This window comes from Candidatus Pantoea rara (assembly GCF_051136265.1).
GTDB classification, from domain to species: domain Bacteria; phylum Pseudomonadota; class Gammaproteobacteria; order Enterobacterales; family Enterobacteriaceae; genus Pantoea; species Pantoea rara.
In genome coordinates, this window is record NZ_CP194943.1 from 1 (window position 1) to 17895 (window position 17895).

Consider the following 17895-nt stretch of genomic DNA (forward strand, 5'->3'; position numbering starts at 1 on the left):
ATGGCAGATAAAGACAACGAAAACAAAGCGTTACTAGAACCTTTTCTGTCAGTGACAAAAAACAGTGGTGAAGTTATTCAGCTTCATCCCAACAAGAATAATACCGTTCAGCCCGTCGCATTAATGCGTCTCGGACTCTTTGTGCCGACCCTGAAATCGACTGCACGGGGTAAATCCGGTGCAATGGCCTCAACAGATGCGACGAAAGAGCTGAAGAACCTGACGCTGGTAAAAGCGGAGGGCTACGAAAAGATTACCATTACCGGCGCGCGGCTGGATATGGATAACGATTTCAAAACCTGGGCGGGCATTATTCAGTCGTTTTCCCGTTATCCGACTAAAGGCGATACGGTCACCCTGCCGTTTATCGACTTTGTGAAGATGTGTGGCATTCCCTCTGCCAACTCTTCTGCCGCACTGCGTAAGCGCCTGGATGCTTCTCTGCGCCGTATTGCGACTAATACCCTCTCCTTTGAAGGCAACGGCAAGGCGTATCATACTCACCTGGTTCAGTCTGCCTATTACGACCGCGAAAAAGATATTGTCCGCATTCAGGCCGACCCTAAGCTTTTCGAACTCTACAACTTCGATCATAAGGTGCTGCTCCAGCTTCGTGCAATCTCACGCCTCAAGCGTAAAGAGTCTGCACAGGCGCTCTACACCTTCCTGGAGAGCCTGCCGACCAATCCGGCGCCTATCTCGCTGGCTCGCCTGCGTATGCGCCTCAATCTCGGCTCCAAGACCACCACGCAGAACCATGTGGTACGGCGCGCGATGGAGCAGCTGAAAGAGATCGGTTATCTGGATTACTCAGAAGTGAAGCGTGGACGCTCAGTCTTTTTCATCATCCACAGTCGTACGCCTAAGCTCGATGGTATCGGTAATCTGGAGAGCATCGATTCGCTGGATGAGATCGAGTTCGAGGATTAACTCCCCGCGTTCACTGTAGTCAGCAATCCTGCGTTGCAGTGTCACTTTACTGAAAAAGTGACATTGCGGTCTTAAGCCCATTCACTGTAATAAGTACTTCTCAGACATTCACTGCAATCAGTAACGTTCACTGTAATCAGTGACTGTAGCGCTGTGTTAAAGTCTTTGTCCTTCACCTGCAGATATTCTTTCACCTGCTATAAGGTCTATCCAGTAAGTGTGTACTTACATACATAATTGCTGGTGCTCAGTCTGATGTGGTTTGCTGATTACAGTGAATGTACATATTGCGTTTCACGATGGCGTCTTCTGCTGGATACAGTGAACACTGCTGATTATAGTGAATGTCAGTGCTCTGCCCTGTTCAGAGATCAATGCGGTTAGCTGTCTGAGAGCTGGCGCGTGTGACACTGTTACTGATTACAGTGAACGTTTGCTGGCTCACATCGACATACCCTCTTCATTCCGACGTCTCAAAGGTCAGCCATATCGATTACTGATTACAGTGAACGTTGCGCTGTGATGCTCTGTCCCGAGGAGATGCCTTACTGATTACAGTGAACGCTCTGCTGACTACAGTGAATGTTTACTTCGATGTGGCGCAATGAAAGGTGTCTGATACTGATTACAGTGAACGTTAGAGCGAAGCCGGTGAGAACATGGCGGATATGCAAAGGCTAATCCTGATGTGCCTGTGCCTGTGTCTTGCTGCTTGCATCAGGCTTGTCAGAGTCTGAATCAGCTGAACGGTCATTGTCTGATAGCGACAACTCGGACTCACTGTGGCGCAGAACAGAGCCTGATTATTCTACTGACTCCAGTGAATGTTTGTGGATTCATTCCTCATTTACTGACTACAGTGAACATTATCACCCGCCTGGTTTTACTGATTACAGTGAACGTTTATGGATGCGCGATAATGCACTAAGCATCAGGCCCTGTATTTAACAGACCGTAGTCTATTTTCTCCTCTGTTCCCGATGCTTTCCTGAACGGATCAGTGTTAATCCGCATATCATTACTGACTATAGTGAACCTTTAACCCGACCCGCTTCCTTATCATGACACCCTATAAACATGACTACTGATTACAGTGAACGTTGCTTCAACGTGTCCTGATCTGAGAAGCACTACTGATTATAGTGAATGTTTAAAGCAGAAAGAGGTAGCAATCAGCGCTGCGCCCTGTGGCGCTTGCCTGAATACCCATTAATCCGACTATCTTTAACGCTGAGATCCTTCCCGTAAAATCACCAGATACCAGTCTGACTTTGCTGATTACAGTGAACGATTGTTTCTGTCAACGTAGCCTCCTGAGTCCGTCTCCCCTGCTCTCTATCTGTATCCCATTTGTCTGATCGTTTTTAAACCGGTCAACTGACCACAGTGAATGATCTGCTGATTACAGTGAATGTTAATCGCAAATTTTCTGCCTTAATTTTCCGTTTACAGTGAATAATGTGATGAACCTCATCAAAACCCATGTGATTACATAGAAACGCAGATCATGTTGAGAGGATAAATTATTGCCTCATGTGCAGGATTTATGTATAAAGTCATAAATCCTACATGTTTGGAGCAACTATGGCTAACGATGACAAGCAGGTGATGAAGGTTGCACAGCGTTCAGAACGCATGCTGTTAAGCCTCACTGACCAGATTCAGGCGCAAAAGCAGGAACTGCACGAAAATACTTACTATCAGGTCTATGCCAAGGCGGCGTTAGCTAAATTGCCGAAACTGACACGAGCCAGTGTGGATTACGCAGTCAATGAGATGGAGGAGAGTGGCTATCAGTTTGATAAACGCGCCGCGGGTTCATCTGTTAAATATGCCATGTCGATTCAGAATATTATCGATATTTATCATCATCGTGGCGTGCCGAAATATCGCGATCGTCACAGCGATGCCTATACCATTTTTGTCGGTAATCTTAAGGGCGGCGTCTCCAAAACGGTTTCAACCGTTTCACTTGCACATGCGCTGCGTGCCCATCCTCATCTCCTGTTTGAAGATTTACGTGTTCTGGTTATTGACCTCGACCCGCAGTCTTCAGCAACCATGTTTTTGAATCACGAGCGCTCAGTCGGGCTGGTGGAAGCAACGGCAGCGCAGGCCATGCTGCAGAATGTCTCCCGTGATGAGCTGGTAAACGAATTTATCGTTCCATCAATCATTCCGGGTGTGGATGTACTGCCCGCCTCGATTGATGATGCGTTTATCGCCTCAAGCTGGGATCAGCTCTGCGCTGAGCACCTGCCACAACAGAATGTCCATGCTGTGCTGTACGACAACGTCATTGCCAAACTGAAAAAAGACTACGACTTCATTTTCATTGACAGCGGCCCGCATCTGGATGCTTTTCTGAAGAATGCGATTGCCGCTTCTGACCTGCTGATGACGCCAGTGCCACCAGCTCAGGTCGATTTTCACTCGACGCTAAAATACCTGACACGCCTGCCCGAACTCATTGCGATTATTGAAGACTCTGGCGCAACGTGTCGTCTGCAGGGCAACATCGGCTTTATGTCCAAGCTCTCTAATAAAGCTGACCACAAGCTCTGCCATAGCCTGGCTAAAGAGATTTTTGGCGGTGACATGCTGGATGCAGCCCTTCCCCGCCTTGATGGTTTCGAACGTTGCGGCGAATCCTTTGATACGGTTATCTCCGCCAATCCTTCCACCTACGTTGGCAGCAGCGAAGCGTTAAAGAATGCACGATCCGCCGCAGAGGACTTTGCGAAAGCCGTCTTTGACCGTATCGAATTTATTCGCCTGAACTGAGGTTTGTATGAGCGCAAAAAGAATCACGATTGGCAGAACCTTCAGCCAGACTCCACTTGAAAATGATACGACTGACAGCCAACACAACCAGACCTTCGTTCTGGCAACGGGCAAGCGCGCCTTGTTTCGTTTTGAACGTATTGCTGCCAGTGAGGTTGAAAGCAAAACTTTTGTCACGATGGAAACCAATGGACGTGACCAGGCAGGTCTGACACCTGACTCACTGCGGGACATTATTCGCACCATCAAGCTGCAGCAGTTTTTTCCGGCCATTGGCGTTATGCGTGATGACCGCATCGAGATCCTCGACGGCTCACGCCGCCGTGCCGCCGCGCTCTACTGTAAAACCGGGCTGGACGTGCTGATTACCGACGCCTCCATCACACCTGATGAAGCCCGCAGACTGGCGCAGGATATTCAGACGGCGCGTGAGCATAACCTGCGTGAAGTGGGCATGCGCCTGTTAATGCTGAAAGAGGGCGGACTGTCGCAGAAAGAGATCGCTGAGAACCAGGGGTTATCCCAGGCAAAAGTGACGCGTGCCCTGCAGGCCGCCAGCGTGCCAGCAGAGTTAATCTCCCTCTTTCCTAATCACGCAGAACTGACCTATCCCGATTACAAAGCGCTATTGCAGGCTGCTGACAAGTTGAATGAGTCTGGGCAAAGCGTTGAAGCGCTAATCCAATCCATATCCCGTGAAATTGATGTGGTCTGTGCCCGTGAAGGTCTGGCAGAGGACGAGCTTAAGAATCATATTCTGCGACTGATTCGGCAGGGTAGCCAGACGCTGATGAAGGTACCGGAGAAAGACAAAACGCAGGCCACTGCGCTTTGGTCTTTTGCCGATAAAGATCGCTTTGCCCGTAAAAAGGTGCGCGGACGTATGTTCAGTTATGAATTCAACCGGCAGTCGAAAGAGCTGCAGGAAGAGCTGGATAAAGTCATTGCGGAGACCCTTAAAAAATACCTCAACCGTTAATTTGTCCCTATTCAAATCAGCCAGCGATGAACGCTGGCTTTTTTTTCTCTTTTTTCAGCCAGGAATTACATACGCGGTAGCATGGGGCCGAATTTCAGGGTGAAATCGCCAGCCTCTTATGGGGTTAATTTATAATAACTTTATGATTAATAACGATTATATCGGCTATTTGGTGATAAAAGAACGATGAAATCGCCCTTCAGCGAATCCTTGTCGCCAGATGCTGAAGCAGTCTTTAAACCGCTTACGTGCTGATGACAATAAGTCGCACGGTTCATCTGATGCCATCGCTGACACTTCGCTTAGCTGCAAGCCACCATTTAGCCGCCGCAATAATGCAAGGTAAAATTTTTTGCCGCTGGTTTATAAGTGACCAGTCCCTTCTGGATAACCTGCACTAACTGCGTGCATGCTTCAGACAGGCTGCAGCGCCCTATGAACACCCTGTCATGGAAAACACGTACGCCAACGAAATTTCATATCTAAATTACTGTTTAATAATGTAATTAAAAAGAAATTTCAGGCTGAAATCGCCACGATTTAAGATGTTTAAGCCCCCCGTTTTTTCTTCAGGGGGGAATAAATACGATCAGAAAAGAAGCACAACTCACCGACATTCAGGCCGTGAATAGAGTGTGCAAGAAGATACTCAGAAAATATCCCTCACTTATCCACAGAAAAAGTGGATAACTTTTTTCTCAGGATAGAAATTATTTTATGCAGGTGGCTTAGACAGCGTGAAGCTTTGATGGAGAACGCTCTCAGGACCTTGTAATAGAAAGCCGCTTCCAGCGTGCTGGTTTTGTGGCATTGAGAGCGTCAGCTAAAAGGAGAAAGTGCCGACCACTGCAATCAGTAGACAAAACGTCTGGAAGCGAATGCATGTACTTATGAACGATTTTTCAGGCCGGATTGTGTGAATGAAGAAGAAAACCAGGCTCTGCCCGGTTTTGCCAGGAGCCATGTCTCAAGCCATAATGTGATTTGCCTGACCAGGTCATCGGTTAAGATGCCATAGTGGTGATGCAGTGTCGGCAAATCCCCTGCGGCAAGAAATGCATCCGGCAGAGCAATCGGTTTAGGCGAGGGGGTGCATATTTATCCGGCACCAGCCGGACCTTACCGCGCAGCAGACGCAGTTAAACTGAACCCTGGCGTTCCGCGATAGCCGTGATCACCAGGCTAATCTCCAGAGCACTGCAGGGATCGATGTTTGTCAGGTTCGGCATGCACTGGATGATAGCCAGATCGTGAGTCGCCTGATGACCTGATACATAACATGTCGTCAGACCCGGCAGTGCGCAGGTAGTTTTGACATTATGATTTTCTTCGGCGCTAGCCATGCAGATAAAATCATAGGCGCGGCGGGAAGCAAACACGGCATAGGGGTGACAAAAGGCATAAAGCCTTCGCGCGCCATTTCTGCTGCAGCGCTCATGAGTCGCTGTTCCGCCAATCCTTTTGATAAAAGTGATGCTTCAAAACTGTGCCTGGCCAGCAGCATAAGGATAATGACACACAGATAAGCCAGACTGGTCAGCAGGCCGTTATGCAGTGGTTCACTGATGCCTGAGTTTCGTAGCAGCGTGAGTAACCAGAAGGTCAGTGCATACTGGCCCATGACCACACAGAAGCAGATCAGTCCCGGCAGCCAGAGATGACGATCGGCGACAAATGCAGGATCAGGTTGCCCGGCACATAGAATGCATAATGCAAATAATACTGGCCTGGCCGCAGTGGTTTGCATCCCAGCAATGACCCCAGCCGGATAAAGAGTGGATATTTCATTTTGAGCGCCTTTATATGAGTCCTTAAGCGGCGATCTCAGGTCCCGGTCTTATATCTGTAAGTGAATTCTGGCTCAGGACTATCTGCGCAGTGGGAAACGGGTCAGTGTCCTGTCAGAGCAGACAACTCTGCCCGTCAGTGCGCGCCATCAGGTCTTGCCGCGCATTGCCCATTTTCTGAACTGGATCCAGAAAGAAATCAAAGCGGAATTTAATGTTCAAATAAATTTATCGTTGTCACTATTACGCTGGTTTATTTCTTCGGTTGATTATTCCTGCCATAAAAATCGCAATGCTAAAGCTAACTTTAAAATACCGTCTACACTTCTCTTCCCAATCGGTAAATATGTTCCATTTCTATTCCGTATGAAATTTAATCAAACGGATGTTTAACTTATTAATGGCAGGAATATTATGAGTACGAATACACCAGACTCTGGTGAAACGGGCGATCACGCGCCTGCGGATACGGTACGCCAGCGCATCTTTTTAGTGGTGCTTGTCGCCACCATGGGCGCGCTGGCTTTTGGCTATGACACCGGGATTATCTCAGGTGCGTTACCTTATATGACCTCACCACCCGATCAGGGTGGACTTGGACTGAACTCTTTCACTGAAGGGCTGGTCGCCTCTTCGCTGGTGTTCGGTGCCGCTATTGGTTCCTTCCTGAGTGGTTTCTTCTCTGACCGTTTTGGCCGCCGCATTACACTGCGCAGTCTGGCGGTCATTTTTGTGCTGGGTTCTCTGGGTACTGCGCTGGCACCCTCCGTCAACGTCATGGTGGCCATGCGCTTCCTGTTGGGAATTGCTGTCGGTGGTGGCTCATCCACTGTACCGGTCTTTATCGCCGAGATTGCCGGACCGCGCCTGCGCGCGCCACTGGTCAGCCGCAACGAGCTGATGATCGTTACCGGACAGCTTATCGCTTATGTCGCCAGTACGCTGCTGAGCTATCTGCTGCATGACGAGCATCTGTGGCGTTACATGCTGGCGATTGCGATGGTGCCGGGATTCCTGCTGTTCCTCGGCACATTCTTCGTTCCTGCGTCCCCTCACTGGCTGGTGGCGGAAGGGCGTCTGAAAGAGGCGAAAAAGATCCTGAAGTATCTGCGCGAAACGCCGCGCGAAGTGCGTCATGAGATGGCGCAGATGAAGAAGCAGGCGAGAGCCGCAGAGCGCGGGCCGGATGCGAAAACCCTGATTCGTGAGAAGTGGGTAATCCGCCTGATGGTGATTGGCGTCGGGCTGGGCTTTGTCGCGCAGTTTACCGGCGTTAACGGCTTTATGTACTACACGCCGATCATCCTGAAGTCGACTGGCCTGGGTACCAGCGCTTCAATTGCTGCCACCATCGGTAACGGTGTGGTTTCAGTTCTCGCGACCTTTGTCGGAATCTGGGCAATCAGCCGCTTCCCGCGTCGCACCATGCTTATCACCGGGTTATGTCTGGTGATCACCGCGCAGATCATGCTGGGCAGCGTGCTGACCTTTATGAGCTCCAGCGTGATGCAGAGTTATCTCGCCCTGGCCTGTATTCTGCTGTTCCTGTTCTGCATGCAGATGTGCATCTCGCCGGTCTACTGGCTGATGATGTCAGAGCTGTTCCCGATGCAGTTGCGTGGCGTATTAACCGGTGGCGCGGTTTCGCTACAGTGGATATTTAACGCTGTAGTGGCGTTTGGCTTCCCGCCGGTCATGGAATATGCCGGTAGCACTACCTTCTTCATCTTTGCCGCGATTAACGTTGGGTCGCTGATCTTCGTGATGGCGATGGTGCCAGAAACGCGAGGCAAGAGCCTGGAAGAGATTGAGTCACACATGAAAGAGAAATTTGGCGAAAAGCCGACAGAGGCTGAAGCCTGATAAATTCCCACCGGATTCGGCCCACCGGCTGAATCCGGTTTTACTTCTTTGCCTCTTCGCACCAGGCCCCGCCTTCACAGTCTCATACCTGAATTAACCAGAAAAACATTCACTGTAATCAGCAAACTTCCTGTTCTTTTATTATCCAGCTTTGGCGATTTCAGGCTGAAATCGCCAAAAACCCACCTGAAATTTGCCCTACACGCTGCTCGGGATGGAGCATGAAAATATCAACCACGACGGCAGTTGTTGCTGCAATGATGACTGCTGCGCCACTGCATGCTGAATTCACGCCCATCTCTTACTGGTAGAATGTATTTACTGACCATATTGCGCAGACCTGGAACAGTCCTCAGCCCACCGGCCTCTGCCTGCCGTTTATCTGCTGGCACGCCCGCTTCAGGTATGACTTCGCGTGGTTTCGCTATGCATTTTAATTTTTCAGGAAAGGACGTATGACCCGTAAGTGGAAAACCGTTAAACGCAGACTCTGACGGCTGGTGATAGGGGTCCTGGTGCTGTTACTCCTGCTACTGATTTTCCGAATCTATGAAGCAGAGCGCGGGCCGGCGTTACACCGCTGGCACACCTGGATCCCCCATGAACTGATCGTGGAGCAACTCGACAAAGCAGGTTATGCCGATTACCTGAATGCCGAAAATCAGCTGTTTGACGAGATGAAGCAGCAGATCAGTGACAAACCTGAAGCCGAAGATAAAACGCCACTCAACCGATACTATTTGGGTAGCGTGATCTATCCTGCCCATTTCACACAGGACTGGAACCGTTCCTATATTCTGCGCCCGATGGGCACGCCGCGTGGTGCCGTTGTGCTGCTACATGGTCTGACGGACAGTCCTTACAGCCTCCGTCATGTGGCAGAAGCTTATCGACAGCAGGGCTATGTGGCGGTGGCGATCAGGTTACCGGGTCACGGCACGGTGCCTGCGGGGCTGACCGATGTTGACTGGCAGGACTGGATGGCCGCCACACGTCTGGCGGTGCGGGAAGCGACCCGTCTGGCAGGCACGCAGACGCCACTCCATCTGGTAGGGTTCTCGAACGGTGGGGCGCTGGCGGTAAAATATGCGCTCGACAGTCTGGGCGATCATTCCCTGCGTCGTCCTCAGCAGCTGATTCTGCTATCGCCGATGATCGGTGTGACGAGTTTTGCCCGCTTCGCCGGTATCGCCGGGCTGCCCTCTGTTTTTCCTGCTTTCTCAAAAACCGCGTGGCTGAATATCGTGCCGGAGTTTAATCCGTTTAAATATAACTCTTTTCCCGTTCACGCTGCCCGGCAGACCTATTTACTGACACAGGCGCTGCAGAAAGAGATCCAGCAGTATGCACGTAATCAGCAGCTGTCCGGCTTCCCGCCAGTACTGACTTTCCAGTCGGTGATGGATTCCACTGTCAGTACACCCTCGGTAATACGCTCGTTGTATAACTTTCTGCCGCAGAACGGCAGTGAACTGGTGCTGTTCGATATCAATCAGGCGGTCAGCGTCAGTCCGCTATTTCGTTACTCCTCTTATACGGCGGTTAATCAGCTGTTGCCCGCTGCACGTCGCAATTATGCCTCGACGGTCATCACCAATGCTTCCGCCACTACGCTCAAAATGGTGACGAAAAGCGTGCCTGCGGGTGAGATTCAGGAGCGGATTCAGCCGCTGGCAATCGACTATCCGGCGGATCTCTACTCGCTGTCACACGTTGCTATTCCATTCCCGGCTGAGGATGGGTTATATGGCAGTGCGCCCGCGAAGAAAAATGAGTTTGGTATCAGTTTTGGGACGTTGTCACTGCGTGGCGAGAGTGCGGTGCTGATTGTCGGGCTGGACTCAATTATGCGTGCGACATCCAACCCGTTTTACCCTTATATGATAAAACGAATCGATCACCATATTGGTTGCAGTGACAAGCCGCACCTGGCGGCTTGCCTGAACAGTTACTGAATCGTACCAGGCCCGCATTGTAGGGCCTGATGTTACAGGGTATTCAATTTTTCCATCACTTCATCTGACAGTTGCAGACTGGCGCTGGCGAGGTTCTCCTTAAGATGTTCCGGAGAAGAGGTGCCGGGGATCAATAGAATATTGGGCGAGCGCCGCAGCAGCCAGGCGAGTGCAACCTGCATCGGGGTGGCATTCAGGGACGCAGCCACGTCATTAAGCCGATCCGACTGCAGAGGAGAGAAACCGCCCAGCGGGAAAAAAGGGACGTAAGCGATACCCTGTTGCGCCAGCTGATCCACCAGCTCATCATCCTGTCGATGCGCAAGGTTATACATATTCTGCACGCAGACAATCGGCGTCATCGCCCGGGCTTCTGCGATTTGCGTAGCAGTGACGTTGCTCAGGCCAATGTGACGAATCAGCCCGCGTGTCTGGAGTTCCAGCAGCGCCTCAAGCTGTGGTGCCAGCGAGCCCTCTTTAGGTTTAGCCGGATGCAACATGCTGCGGAGGTTCACCACCTCAATCACGTCAAGACCCAGGTTGCGCAGGTTATCTTCTACCGCCTGTGTCAGCGCTTCCGGTTCCATCGCCGCCTGCCAGCCGCCTTTGGCGTCGCGGCGGGCGCCTACTTTGGTGACAATGCAGAGATCCTGCGGATAGGGATGAAGTGCTTTTTTTATTAAGTGGTTGGTTTCGTGCGGGCCGTAAAAGTCGCTGGTGTCGATATGATTGACGCCTGCCGCAATGGCGTTGCGCAAAACCTCTATTGCCCGGGCTTCATCTTTGACCGGGCCAAACACGCCCGGCCCGGCCAGTTGCATCGCGCCATAGCCGAGACGGTTAACTTCACGATCGCCTAACATAAAAGTCATGGTGATATCTGACATGGAAACCTCCTGCGTGAATGTAGATCAATTGTAACGGTGATTTAGCTGTGCAACTATCCGGTGAAATCAGGACAGACTGTACGGGGTAATGCACAATGGCGATTGATATGGCGCTGCTGGATGCCGTAGTCGTGGTGGCAAAAGCGGGAGGATTCAGGGAAGCGGCGCGCGTCACGGGCAGCAATGCTTCGCGGCTGAGCGATGCGGTACGACGGGCGGAGCAGCAACTGGGGATTCGACTGTTTCATCGCACCACACGCACCGTGGTGTTAACCGAAGCGGGCAGGGCGCTGATAGAGCGTCTTCTGCCCGCAATGAATGAAGTTAACGCTGCGCTGGATGCGTTGAATAGTTACCGCAACACGCCAGGCGGCACGCTGCGGCTGAATGTCCCGGTCAGCGCCACGCGGCTGGTGCTGCCTGCTCTGGTACCGGAGTTCCTGCGGCGTTATCCCGATATCCGGCTGGAAATCGTTGCGGAAAGCAATGTGCAGGACGTTTTTCGTGACGGCTGTGACGCCGGGATTCGCTACGATGAGCGGCTTGAGCAGGATATGGTGGCGATACCGATTGGCCCGCGTCAGCAGCGGTTCGCGCTGGCGGCTTCTCCGGCTTACCTGGCTGAATATGGCCGACCCGAACACCCACGCGATTTGATCCATCACCGCTGCCTGCGTGGCCGTTATGCCAGTGGCATCATGGCAGACTGGACCTTTAGTCGGGAGGGTGAAGAGATCAGTGTTGAAACCAGCGGGCCGCTGGTGGTCACCGTCGGTGGTGCAATGGATCTGGCGGTGGAGGCGGCCATCGCCGGGACCGGCGTGATCTATCTGTTTGATGAGTGGCTCCGCCCAGCCCTGGACAGCGGCAGGCTGGAACCGCTGCTGCAATCCTGGTGGCTGACTTTTTCCGGTCCATGGCTTTACTACAACGATCGACGTCTGATTCCGGCACCGCTTCAGGCCTTTATCGACTTTGTACGCGAAACAAACGAGCGTGCAAAAAACTCAGCTATACCAGCTGAACCCCTGCGGAACCCGTGAAAATCCGGCATGTCGCAGCGTGTTAAGCAGCGGTGACTGCGTGACCGGTTCCCCATCCACCGTCTCCAGCGTAAAGCTGGCGGACTTATCCCGTTTCAGCGCCACGCCCAAAGCCGCCACGGCCGCCTCAAGCCGTGCAGGATCGTCGCTGAAGGTCAGCAACTCCTTGCCTGATGGCGTCAGATAAAGCATCAGTGCGCCGCCTGCGATCACGATCCGTGCGCCCTGCCGCCGGGTCAGGCGAATGCCGCTGGCGTGGGACGGCCAGCTCAGCATTGCGCCAAAGGGATTCGCCGGGTCAATCGCGGTCAGTGACACAGCCTCGGTTGTGATTTGCGGGTTATCTGCCAGCATCCGCAGCCGTTCAATAGTCAGATTGTCAGCAAACTGCGCACCACCTGCACCGGCCACAAAACGCCCGCGCAGTAGCCGACCGGCATCTTCCATGCCACGTAACACCGGCTGCAGCGCGGGAAATCCGCCAGGGATTTGTTCCGATATTGCACAGCCACGTGTGATCACCCCATAACGGTCGAGTAAATTTTCCACCAGCGACAGAGCCATCCGGGCAGGCGCAATCTCCGTTCTGATAACCCGTGACCAGCGCCCCGCCAGCGTGTTGACCGCCGGACGGCGCGCGGGCAGAGCGCCTGGTGTGAAGCGCTGACCAAAGCGGGTACGCAATGCAGGCGCCGGACGCGAACGGGTCACGCCCGGCGTGGTCAGCAACCCCCGTACCGCAATCCAGCTGTCGGAGCTGACATAGCCCTGCCAGACCAGCTGCCACAGGGCGTCATAGATCTCTGTGGGCTGAGTCTCTTCTTCCATCTGCGCCATGATCTCATGAACAAACCACGAGCCACCGCGGCTCAAAACGTCAATAGTCGCCTGCTGTACAGACGTCAGAGGTTGGGTGGTATCAATCACCGGCAGTGTTTCAGCGGCATATTCAGCGAGGTGCAGCGAGATCAGACCATCATTCTGCCCCAGCATTTTGTGACCGCACCAGATCACCTCGCCACGGGTTAACAACTCGTCGAGCATCGCGGGCTGATAGTCGGCTATCCTGGCACGCAGGATTGGCGACTCCCATAGCGAGGCCGGTAAAGGCACACCCGCCAGTTGCTCGATCACCCGCAACAGCCCGTTTGTACCCAACAATTCCTCACGCTGAGGGCGAAGCAGACCGTGACGCTCCAGCAGCAGGCTGACCCAGGCGGCGGGTGGAACAGGGCGGGTTGCTTCGCGTGCTGATTGCAGTGAACGTAAGCGCAGCCGTTTAAATATTTCGGAGGAGACCCATGCCATTTCCGATTCACCCGTTGCCGCGCCCATATTCAGCAGGCTGCCCTGCTGATGCAAAGAAAGCAGCACTGCATTCACCACAGCGATACCTGCACCAAAATGCATGGCCAGTTGTCGGGCGGTAAACAGCGTGTGGGTACGGGCAAAACGGTTAATCAGATCGCGCAGTGGATCGGCCTGCGGCGCCAGAAAGGTCGCGGGCAGATCGTCAGGTAACACGACGGCCAGCCCATCGCGCAGGCGGGCCGCGTCTTCAATCACTGACCAGCGATCTTCACCCGCGAGAGTAACCGGAATGATTCGCCGGGCGACAGCGAACTGCGCGACTGCTTCTGCGATCTGCGAGTCGTTGCCGCTGAACCGTGCCGCAATACCTGCAACGGAGAGCGGACCGAGGTCGCGCAGTACGTCGATAATGCCTTCTGTATGCTGTGCCTGATAGCGGTCATCGAGGCGCTGCAGTTCTTTCTCAACCTGTTCAACAACGTCAGGTGCCAGTAAATCACGCCTGTGGGTCTGGCCGAGCAGTTCACCCAACAGGTTAGTGTCGAGCGTCAGCAATGAGGCGCGCCGTTCTGCCTGAGGTGCATCGCTGGCGTAGATAAACTCGGCGACGTAACCAAACAGGAGCGGCGCGGCGAAAGGGGAGGGTTGTTCGGTCGTCACCTCAACCATTTTTACGCTGCCCTGTGTCACCTGTTTCATCAAATGGTGTAGCGCAGGCAGGTCGTAGACATCCTGCAGACATTCGCGTGCGGTTTCGATCAGGATTGGGAAATCGTCAAACTGACGTGCGACTTCCAGCAACTGGCCGGCACGCAGTCGTTGCTGCCAGAGCGGCGAGCGCTTACCCGGATTACGTCTCGGTAGCAGCAGCGCGCGAGATGCACATTCCCGGAAGCGGGCGGCAAACAGCGCCGACTGACCGATGCTCTCAGTGACTTCCTGGGTGAGCTGGTCGGCGTCGAACATGAACAGTTCAGCGCCAGGTAACAGCCCCTCGCTGGCAGGAAAGCGGGCCACGATGCCGTCATCGCTGGCCGCAACAGACGCATCAAACCCCATACGTTGCTGGATGCGGGCGGCAATCGCCAGCGCCCAGGGCGCATTGACCCGCTTGCCCCACGGCGAGTGCAGGATCACTCGCCAGTCGCCGATTTCATCACGGCAATGTTCAATCAGCAACGTGCGATCATCCGGCAGCACACCGGTTGCGGCGCGTTGTTCAGCCAGTAAAGCCAGCAGATTGGTGACGGCGCTGAAATTCATTCCCAGCGCCTGCAGCTGTTGCTGCGCATCGTCTGGTGACGCCGCGTTAAGCTGACGCAGAAACATCCCGAGGCTGGCACCTGAATCCGCTGAACGGCCAACGCCTTCTCCGCGCCAGAAGGGCAGACGGGCCGGACGGCCGGGCGCGGGTACCACCAGCACCTGATCGTGGGTGATCTGCTGAATCCGCCACGATGTTGCGCCCAGGGTGATGATGTCGTTGACCCGCGACTCATAGACCATTTCTTCGTCCAGTTCACCGACCCGACGTGATCCCGCCTGCTCTTCACCTTCCGGCAGAATGACGCTGAACATGCCGCGATCGGGAATGGTGCCACCGCTGGTCACGGCCAGATGTTGTGCGCCGGGTCTCGCTGTCAGCAGCCCACTCTGACGATCCCACACCAGCTGCGGCCGCAGCTGAGCAAAGGCGTCCGACGGAAATTTACCCGCCAGCATATCGAGCGTGGCATCAAACAGACGACGCGACAGGCTGCGGAATGGATCGGCCCGGCAGACCTGCGCGTACCACTCATCAGCCTGCAGGGTATCCATTGCCACGGCGGCCAGCGTCTGCTGCGCCAGAATATCGAGCGGATTTCGCGGGGGAGCCAGCGCATCAAGCTGACCCTCGCGCATTGACTTCAGGATCACCGCTGAATCCAGCAAATCGCGTCGGGTGCGGGGAAACAGGATGCCGGTGGAGGTGCCGCCGACCTGATGCCCGGCGCGCCCCACACGCTGCAGGGCACTGGCGACTGACAGCGGTGCTCCCACCTGAATCACCAGATCCACCGGCCCCATATCAATGCCCAGTTCCAGGCTTGAAGTCGCCACCACGCAGCGCAGACTGCCCTGCTTCAGGGCGGCCTCAATCTCGCCGCGCTGTTCTTTCGAGACGGAACCGTGATGCGAGCGGGCAATAAGATCGTCGGTGGCATTACGCCCTTCATGCTGATCGTCAGCGTTTGTCTGGAGCGCTATGAAACGTGCATTGAGCCGCGCGGTTAGTTTCTCCGCCAGACCACGCGAATTCACAAATACCAGCGTAGCGCGATGGGCCATGACCTGCTGCAGAATGCGCGCTTCGATATGCGGCCAGATTGATCCGCTGGCAGAGGTGGCGTCATCCATCGGGTCATCGGCGCTGGCAATATCGGTCATATCCTCAACCGGTACTTCAATCGTCAGGTGCAGCGTGCGACTGGCGGCCGGATTAACCACCTGAACCGGCTGACAGCCGCCAAGGAAAGCTGCTACCCGCTCAACCGGTCGTACTGTAGCGGACAGCCCGATGCGCTGGGCAGGTTGCGGCAGTAATGCATCCAGTCGCTCCAGACTTAGCGCCAGCTGCGAACCGCGTTTTGATCCCGCTACCGCATGCACCTCATCGACAATCACCGTGGTCACGCCCTGCAGTGTCGTGCGCGCTTTCGACGTCAGCATCAGAAACAGCGATTCGGGTGTGGTGATCAGGATATCGGGCGGGCGTCGCAATAGACGGGCACGCTCAGCGGCAGGGGTATCGCCTGATCGCATGCCGATATTCAGCGTGATCGCGGGCGCATTCAGCGCCTGCCGCTCGGCGTAAACGCCTGCCAGCGGGAGATTCAGGTTGCGCTGAACGTCGGCAGCTAACGCTTTGACCGGCGAAATATAGAGAATACGGGTGGTGGTTTCACGCGTGGGAGCGGGCTCGTCGGTTCTGACCTGAAAAAGCGTGTCGATGGCGGTGAGAAAGGCTGCCAGTGTTTTCCCGGAACCGGTAGGCGCGATCACCAGCGCGTGCTCTCCGCCGGCAATGGCCTGCCAGGCCGCTTTTTGTACCGGCGTCGGTGCAGCAAAGGCCGCAGAAAACCAGCGTCGGGTAGCGGGTGAAAACCGCGCTAAGATCACATCAGATTGGGATTTCGACATCATTCTCACGGCAACGCGCAGCCACTGCGCCTGGAATTTATCCGTTGAGTGTAAGTGAAAACCGCCGTTTGTGGATCTGAGTGAACATCGCAGTCGGTATCAGTCTTACGCTAGCAGCTCTGACCAATAGAGCTGGAGCGCCTGCCATTGCCGCAACCGGTGTCGTTCAACCCGTCAGTATGAGAAGTGTGCAATCAGATGAATCAGAACAGAACCGCATTTCAAGTCAGACGTAACGGCGCTGCTGATGGCATATCAGGTTTCGGGTAAGCGCGGTGTGGGAGGCCACACCGCGCTTACCTGCTGGATGCGGATATCAGTAAAGCGTATTTTTTATGCGTTCGGGCAGGGCAGCGTCATACGCTTCGCCATCAATGTCAGAAAGATCTTTGAGTATCGTTCCGGGACTGGGCAGCCTGTTTCGCGCGATTTGTTCAGCAGGATCCCATAATTTAGCGCGAATAATGGCCCGACTGCACTGGAAAAACACACTGTCGACGGTAATACGCAGTACGGTCCTGGGTAATTGATTATTGACGGCGAAGCGCTGGAGCAGCAACGGGTCAGTGTCTATTTCTGCTTTACCATTGATGCGTAACGTCTCGCCAATACCGGGAATGAGAAAAAGCAGCGCGACGCGATTGTCATGCAAAATATTGCGCAGGCTGTCGATGCGGTTGTTGCCGCGTCTGTCGGGTAACAACAGGGTTTTGTCATCTTCAATGTTGATAAAACCTGCCGGGTCGCCGCGCGGTGAAACATCCAGTCCCTCCGGCCCCGACGTTGCCAGCGCGACAAAAGGCGAGGCGGCGATAAATGGACGATAGGTGGAATGAATGTGGTCGGTCACCTTAGCGATAGAGGGCTGGCCAACCGTGCCATAAAGACGCTCAAGTTCAGTCAGTTCGGTGATGATGCTGCGCTGTTCAGCCATTATTGCACTTTCCTTTCATCGATCGGATTCCGGGACGTGGAAACGCCACAAATCTGTTACGCCAGTTTTAGCGAAACTCTACCACCATTACCTGCGGGTTCAGAACCGATACGTCCCCCGTTGTGATAATGGCCTCGCATGAATGTCCTGACGCCATTGCCGAAAAAGTTTATTACCTGTCATGACTACATTTTGTCCGCTCTATGCCGATAGCAGAAAGACATTACAACCTGATTACATCC

Annotated in this window: 9 protein-coding genes and 2 pseudogenes; 6 read left to right on the forward strand and 5 right to left on the reverse strand. The window is 53.9% G+C overall.

Features of this window, described 5'->3' with window-relative positions:
- From ACR8BF_RS18465 to ACR8BF_RS18475, 3 genes are all read left to right on the forward strand, one after another.
- Positions 1-930, forward strand: coding sequence for a RepB family plasmid replication initiator protein (locus ACR8BF_RS18465; protein ID WP_003855845.1), 930 nt, complete (start codon positions 1-3; stop codon positions 928-930).
- A 1584-nt stretch (positions 931-2514) separates the two neighbouring features.
- Positions 2515-3714 carry an AAA family ATPase gene (locus ACR8BF_RS18470; protein ID WP_090965539.1) on the forward strand — a complete coding sequence of 400 codons (1200 nt, stop codon included), beginning with the start codon at positions 2515-2517 and terminating at the stop codon, positions 3712-3714.
- Between the two features lie 7 nt (positions 3715-3721).
- Entirely contained in the window at positions 3722-4693 is a 972-nt protein-coding gene (locus tag ACR8BF_RS18475; RefSeq protein WP_434746073.1) for a ParB family protein, read from the forward strand.
- 1142 nt (positions 4694-5835) lie between these two features.
- Here the strand turns inward: ACR8BF_RS18475 and ACR8BF_RS18480 are convergent.
- Both ACR8BF_RS18480 and ACR8BF_RS18485 read right to left on the reverse strand, forming a co-directional pair.
- Positions 5836-6152, reverse strand: a pseudogene (locus tag ACR8BF_RS18480) (transketolase family protein); the annotation flags it as partial.
- Between the two features lie 24 nt (positions 6153-6176).
- Positions 6177-6371 (reverse strand): annotated as a pseudogene (locus tag ACR8BF_RS18485) (MFS transporter); the annotation flags it as partial.
- 523 nt (positions 6372-6894) lie between these two features.
- Between ACR8BF_RS18485 and ACR8BF_RS18490 the strand changes: the two are divergent.
- Both ACR8BF_RS18490 and ACR8BF_RS18495 read left to right on the forward strand, forming a co-directional pair.
- The gene (locus tag ACR8BF_RS18490) at positions 6895-8343 is read left to right on the forward strand and encodes a sugar porter family MFS transporter (RefSeq protein ID WP_434746074.1); all 1449 of its coding nucleotides are present in this window, start codon (positions 6895-6897) and stop codon (positions 8341-8343) included.
- Between the two features lie 497 nt (positions 8344-8840).
- On the forward strand, positions 8841-10298 hold the full coding sequence (locus ACR8BF_RS18495) for an alpha/beta fold hydrolase (protein WP_434746217.1): 1458 nt from the start codon (positions 8841-8843) through the stop codon (positions 10296-10298).
- A gap of 32 nt (positions 10299-10330) precedes the next feature.
- Here ACR8BF_RS18495 and ACR8BF_RS18500 read toward each other — a convergent pair whose 3' ends face one another.
- Positions 10331-11185, reverse strand: a complete 855-nt coding sequence (locus ACR8BF_RS18500; protein WP_292986082.1) for an aldo/keto reductase family oxidoreductase — start codon at positions 11183-11185, stop codon at positions 10331-10333.
- Between the two features lie 95 nt (positions 11186-11280).
- Here ACR8BF_RS18500 and ACR8BF_RS18505 point away from each other — a divergent pair, with 95 nt between their 5' ends.
- Positions 11281-12228: a LysR family transcriptional regulator gene (locus tag ACR8BF_RS18505; protein ID WP_434746075.1), complete on the forward strand. Its 948-nt coding sequence runs from the start codon at positions 11281-11283 to the stop codon at positions 12226-12228.
- Here the strand turns inward: ACR8BF_RS18505 and ACR8BF_RS18510 are convergent.
- Together ACR8BF_RS18510 and ACR8BF_RS18515 are read right to left on the reverse strand one after the other, a co-directional pair.
- Positions 12193-16719, reverse strand: coding sequence for an ATP-dependent helicase (locus ACR8BF_RS18510; RefSeq protein ID WP_434746218.1), 4527 nt, complete (start codon positions 16717-16719; stop codon positions 12193-12195). The genes ACR8BF_RS18505 and ACR8BF_RS18510 overlap by 36 nt on opposite strands.
- A 316-nt stretch (positions 16720-17035) precedes the next feature.
- The gene (locus tag ACR8BF_RS18515) at positions 17036-17653 is read right to left on the reverse strand and encodes a pyridoxamine 5'-phosphate oxidase family protein (protein WP_434746076.1); all 618 of its coding nucleotides are present in this window, start codon (positions 17651-17653) and stop codon (positions 17036-17038) included.
- Between the last annotated feature and the right edge of the window lie 242 nt (positions 17654-17895).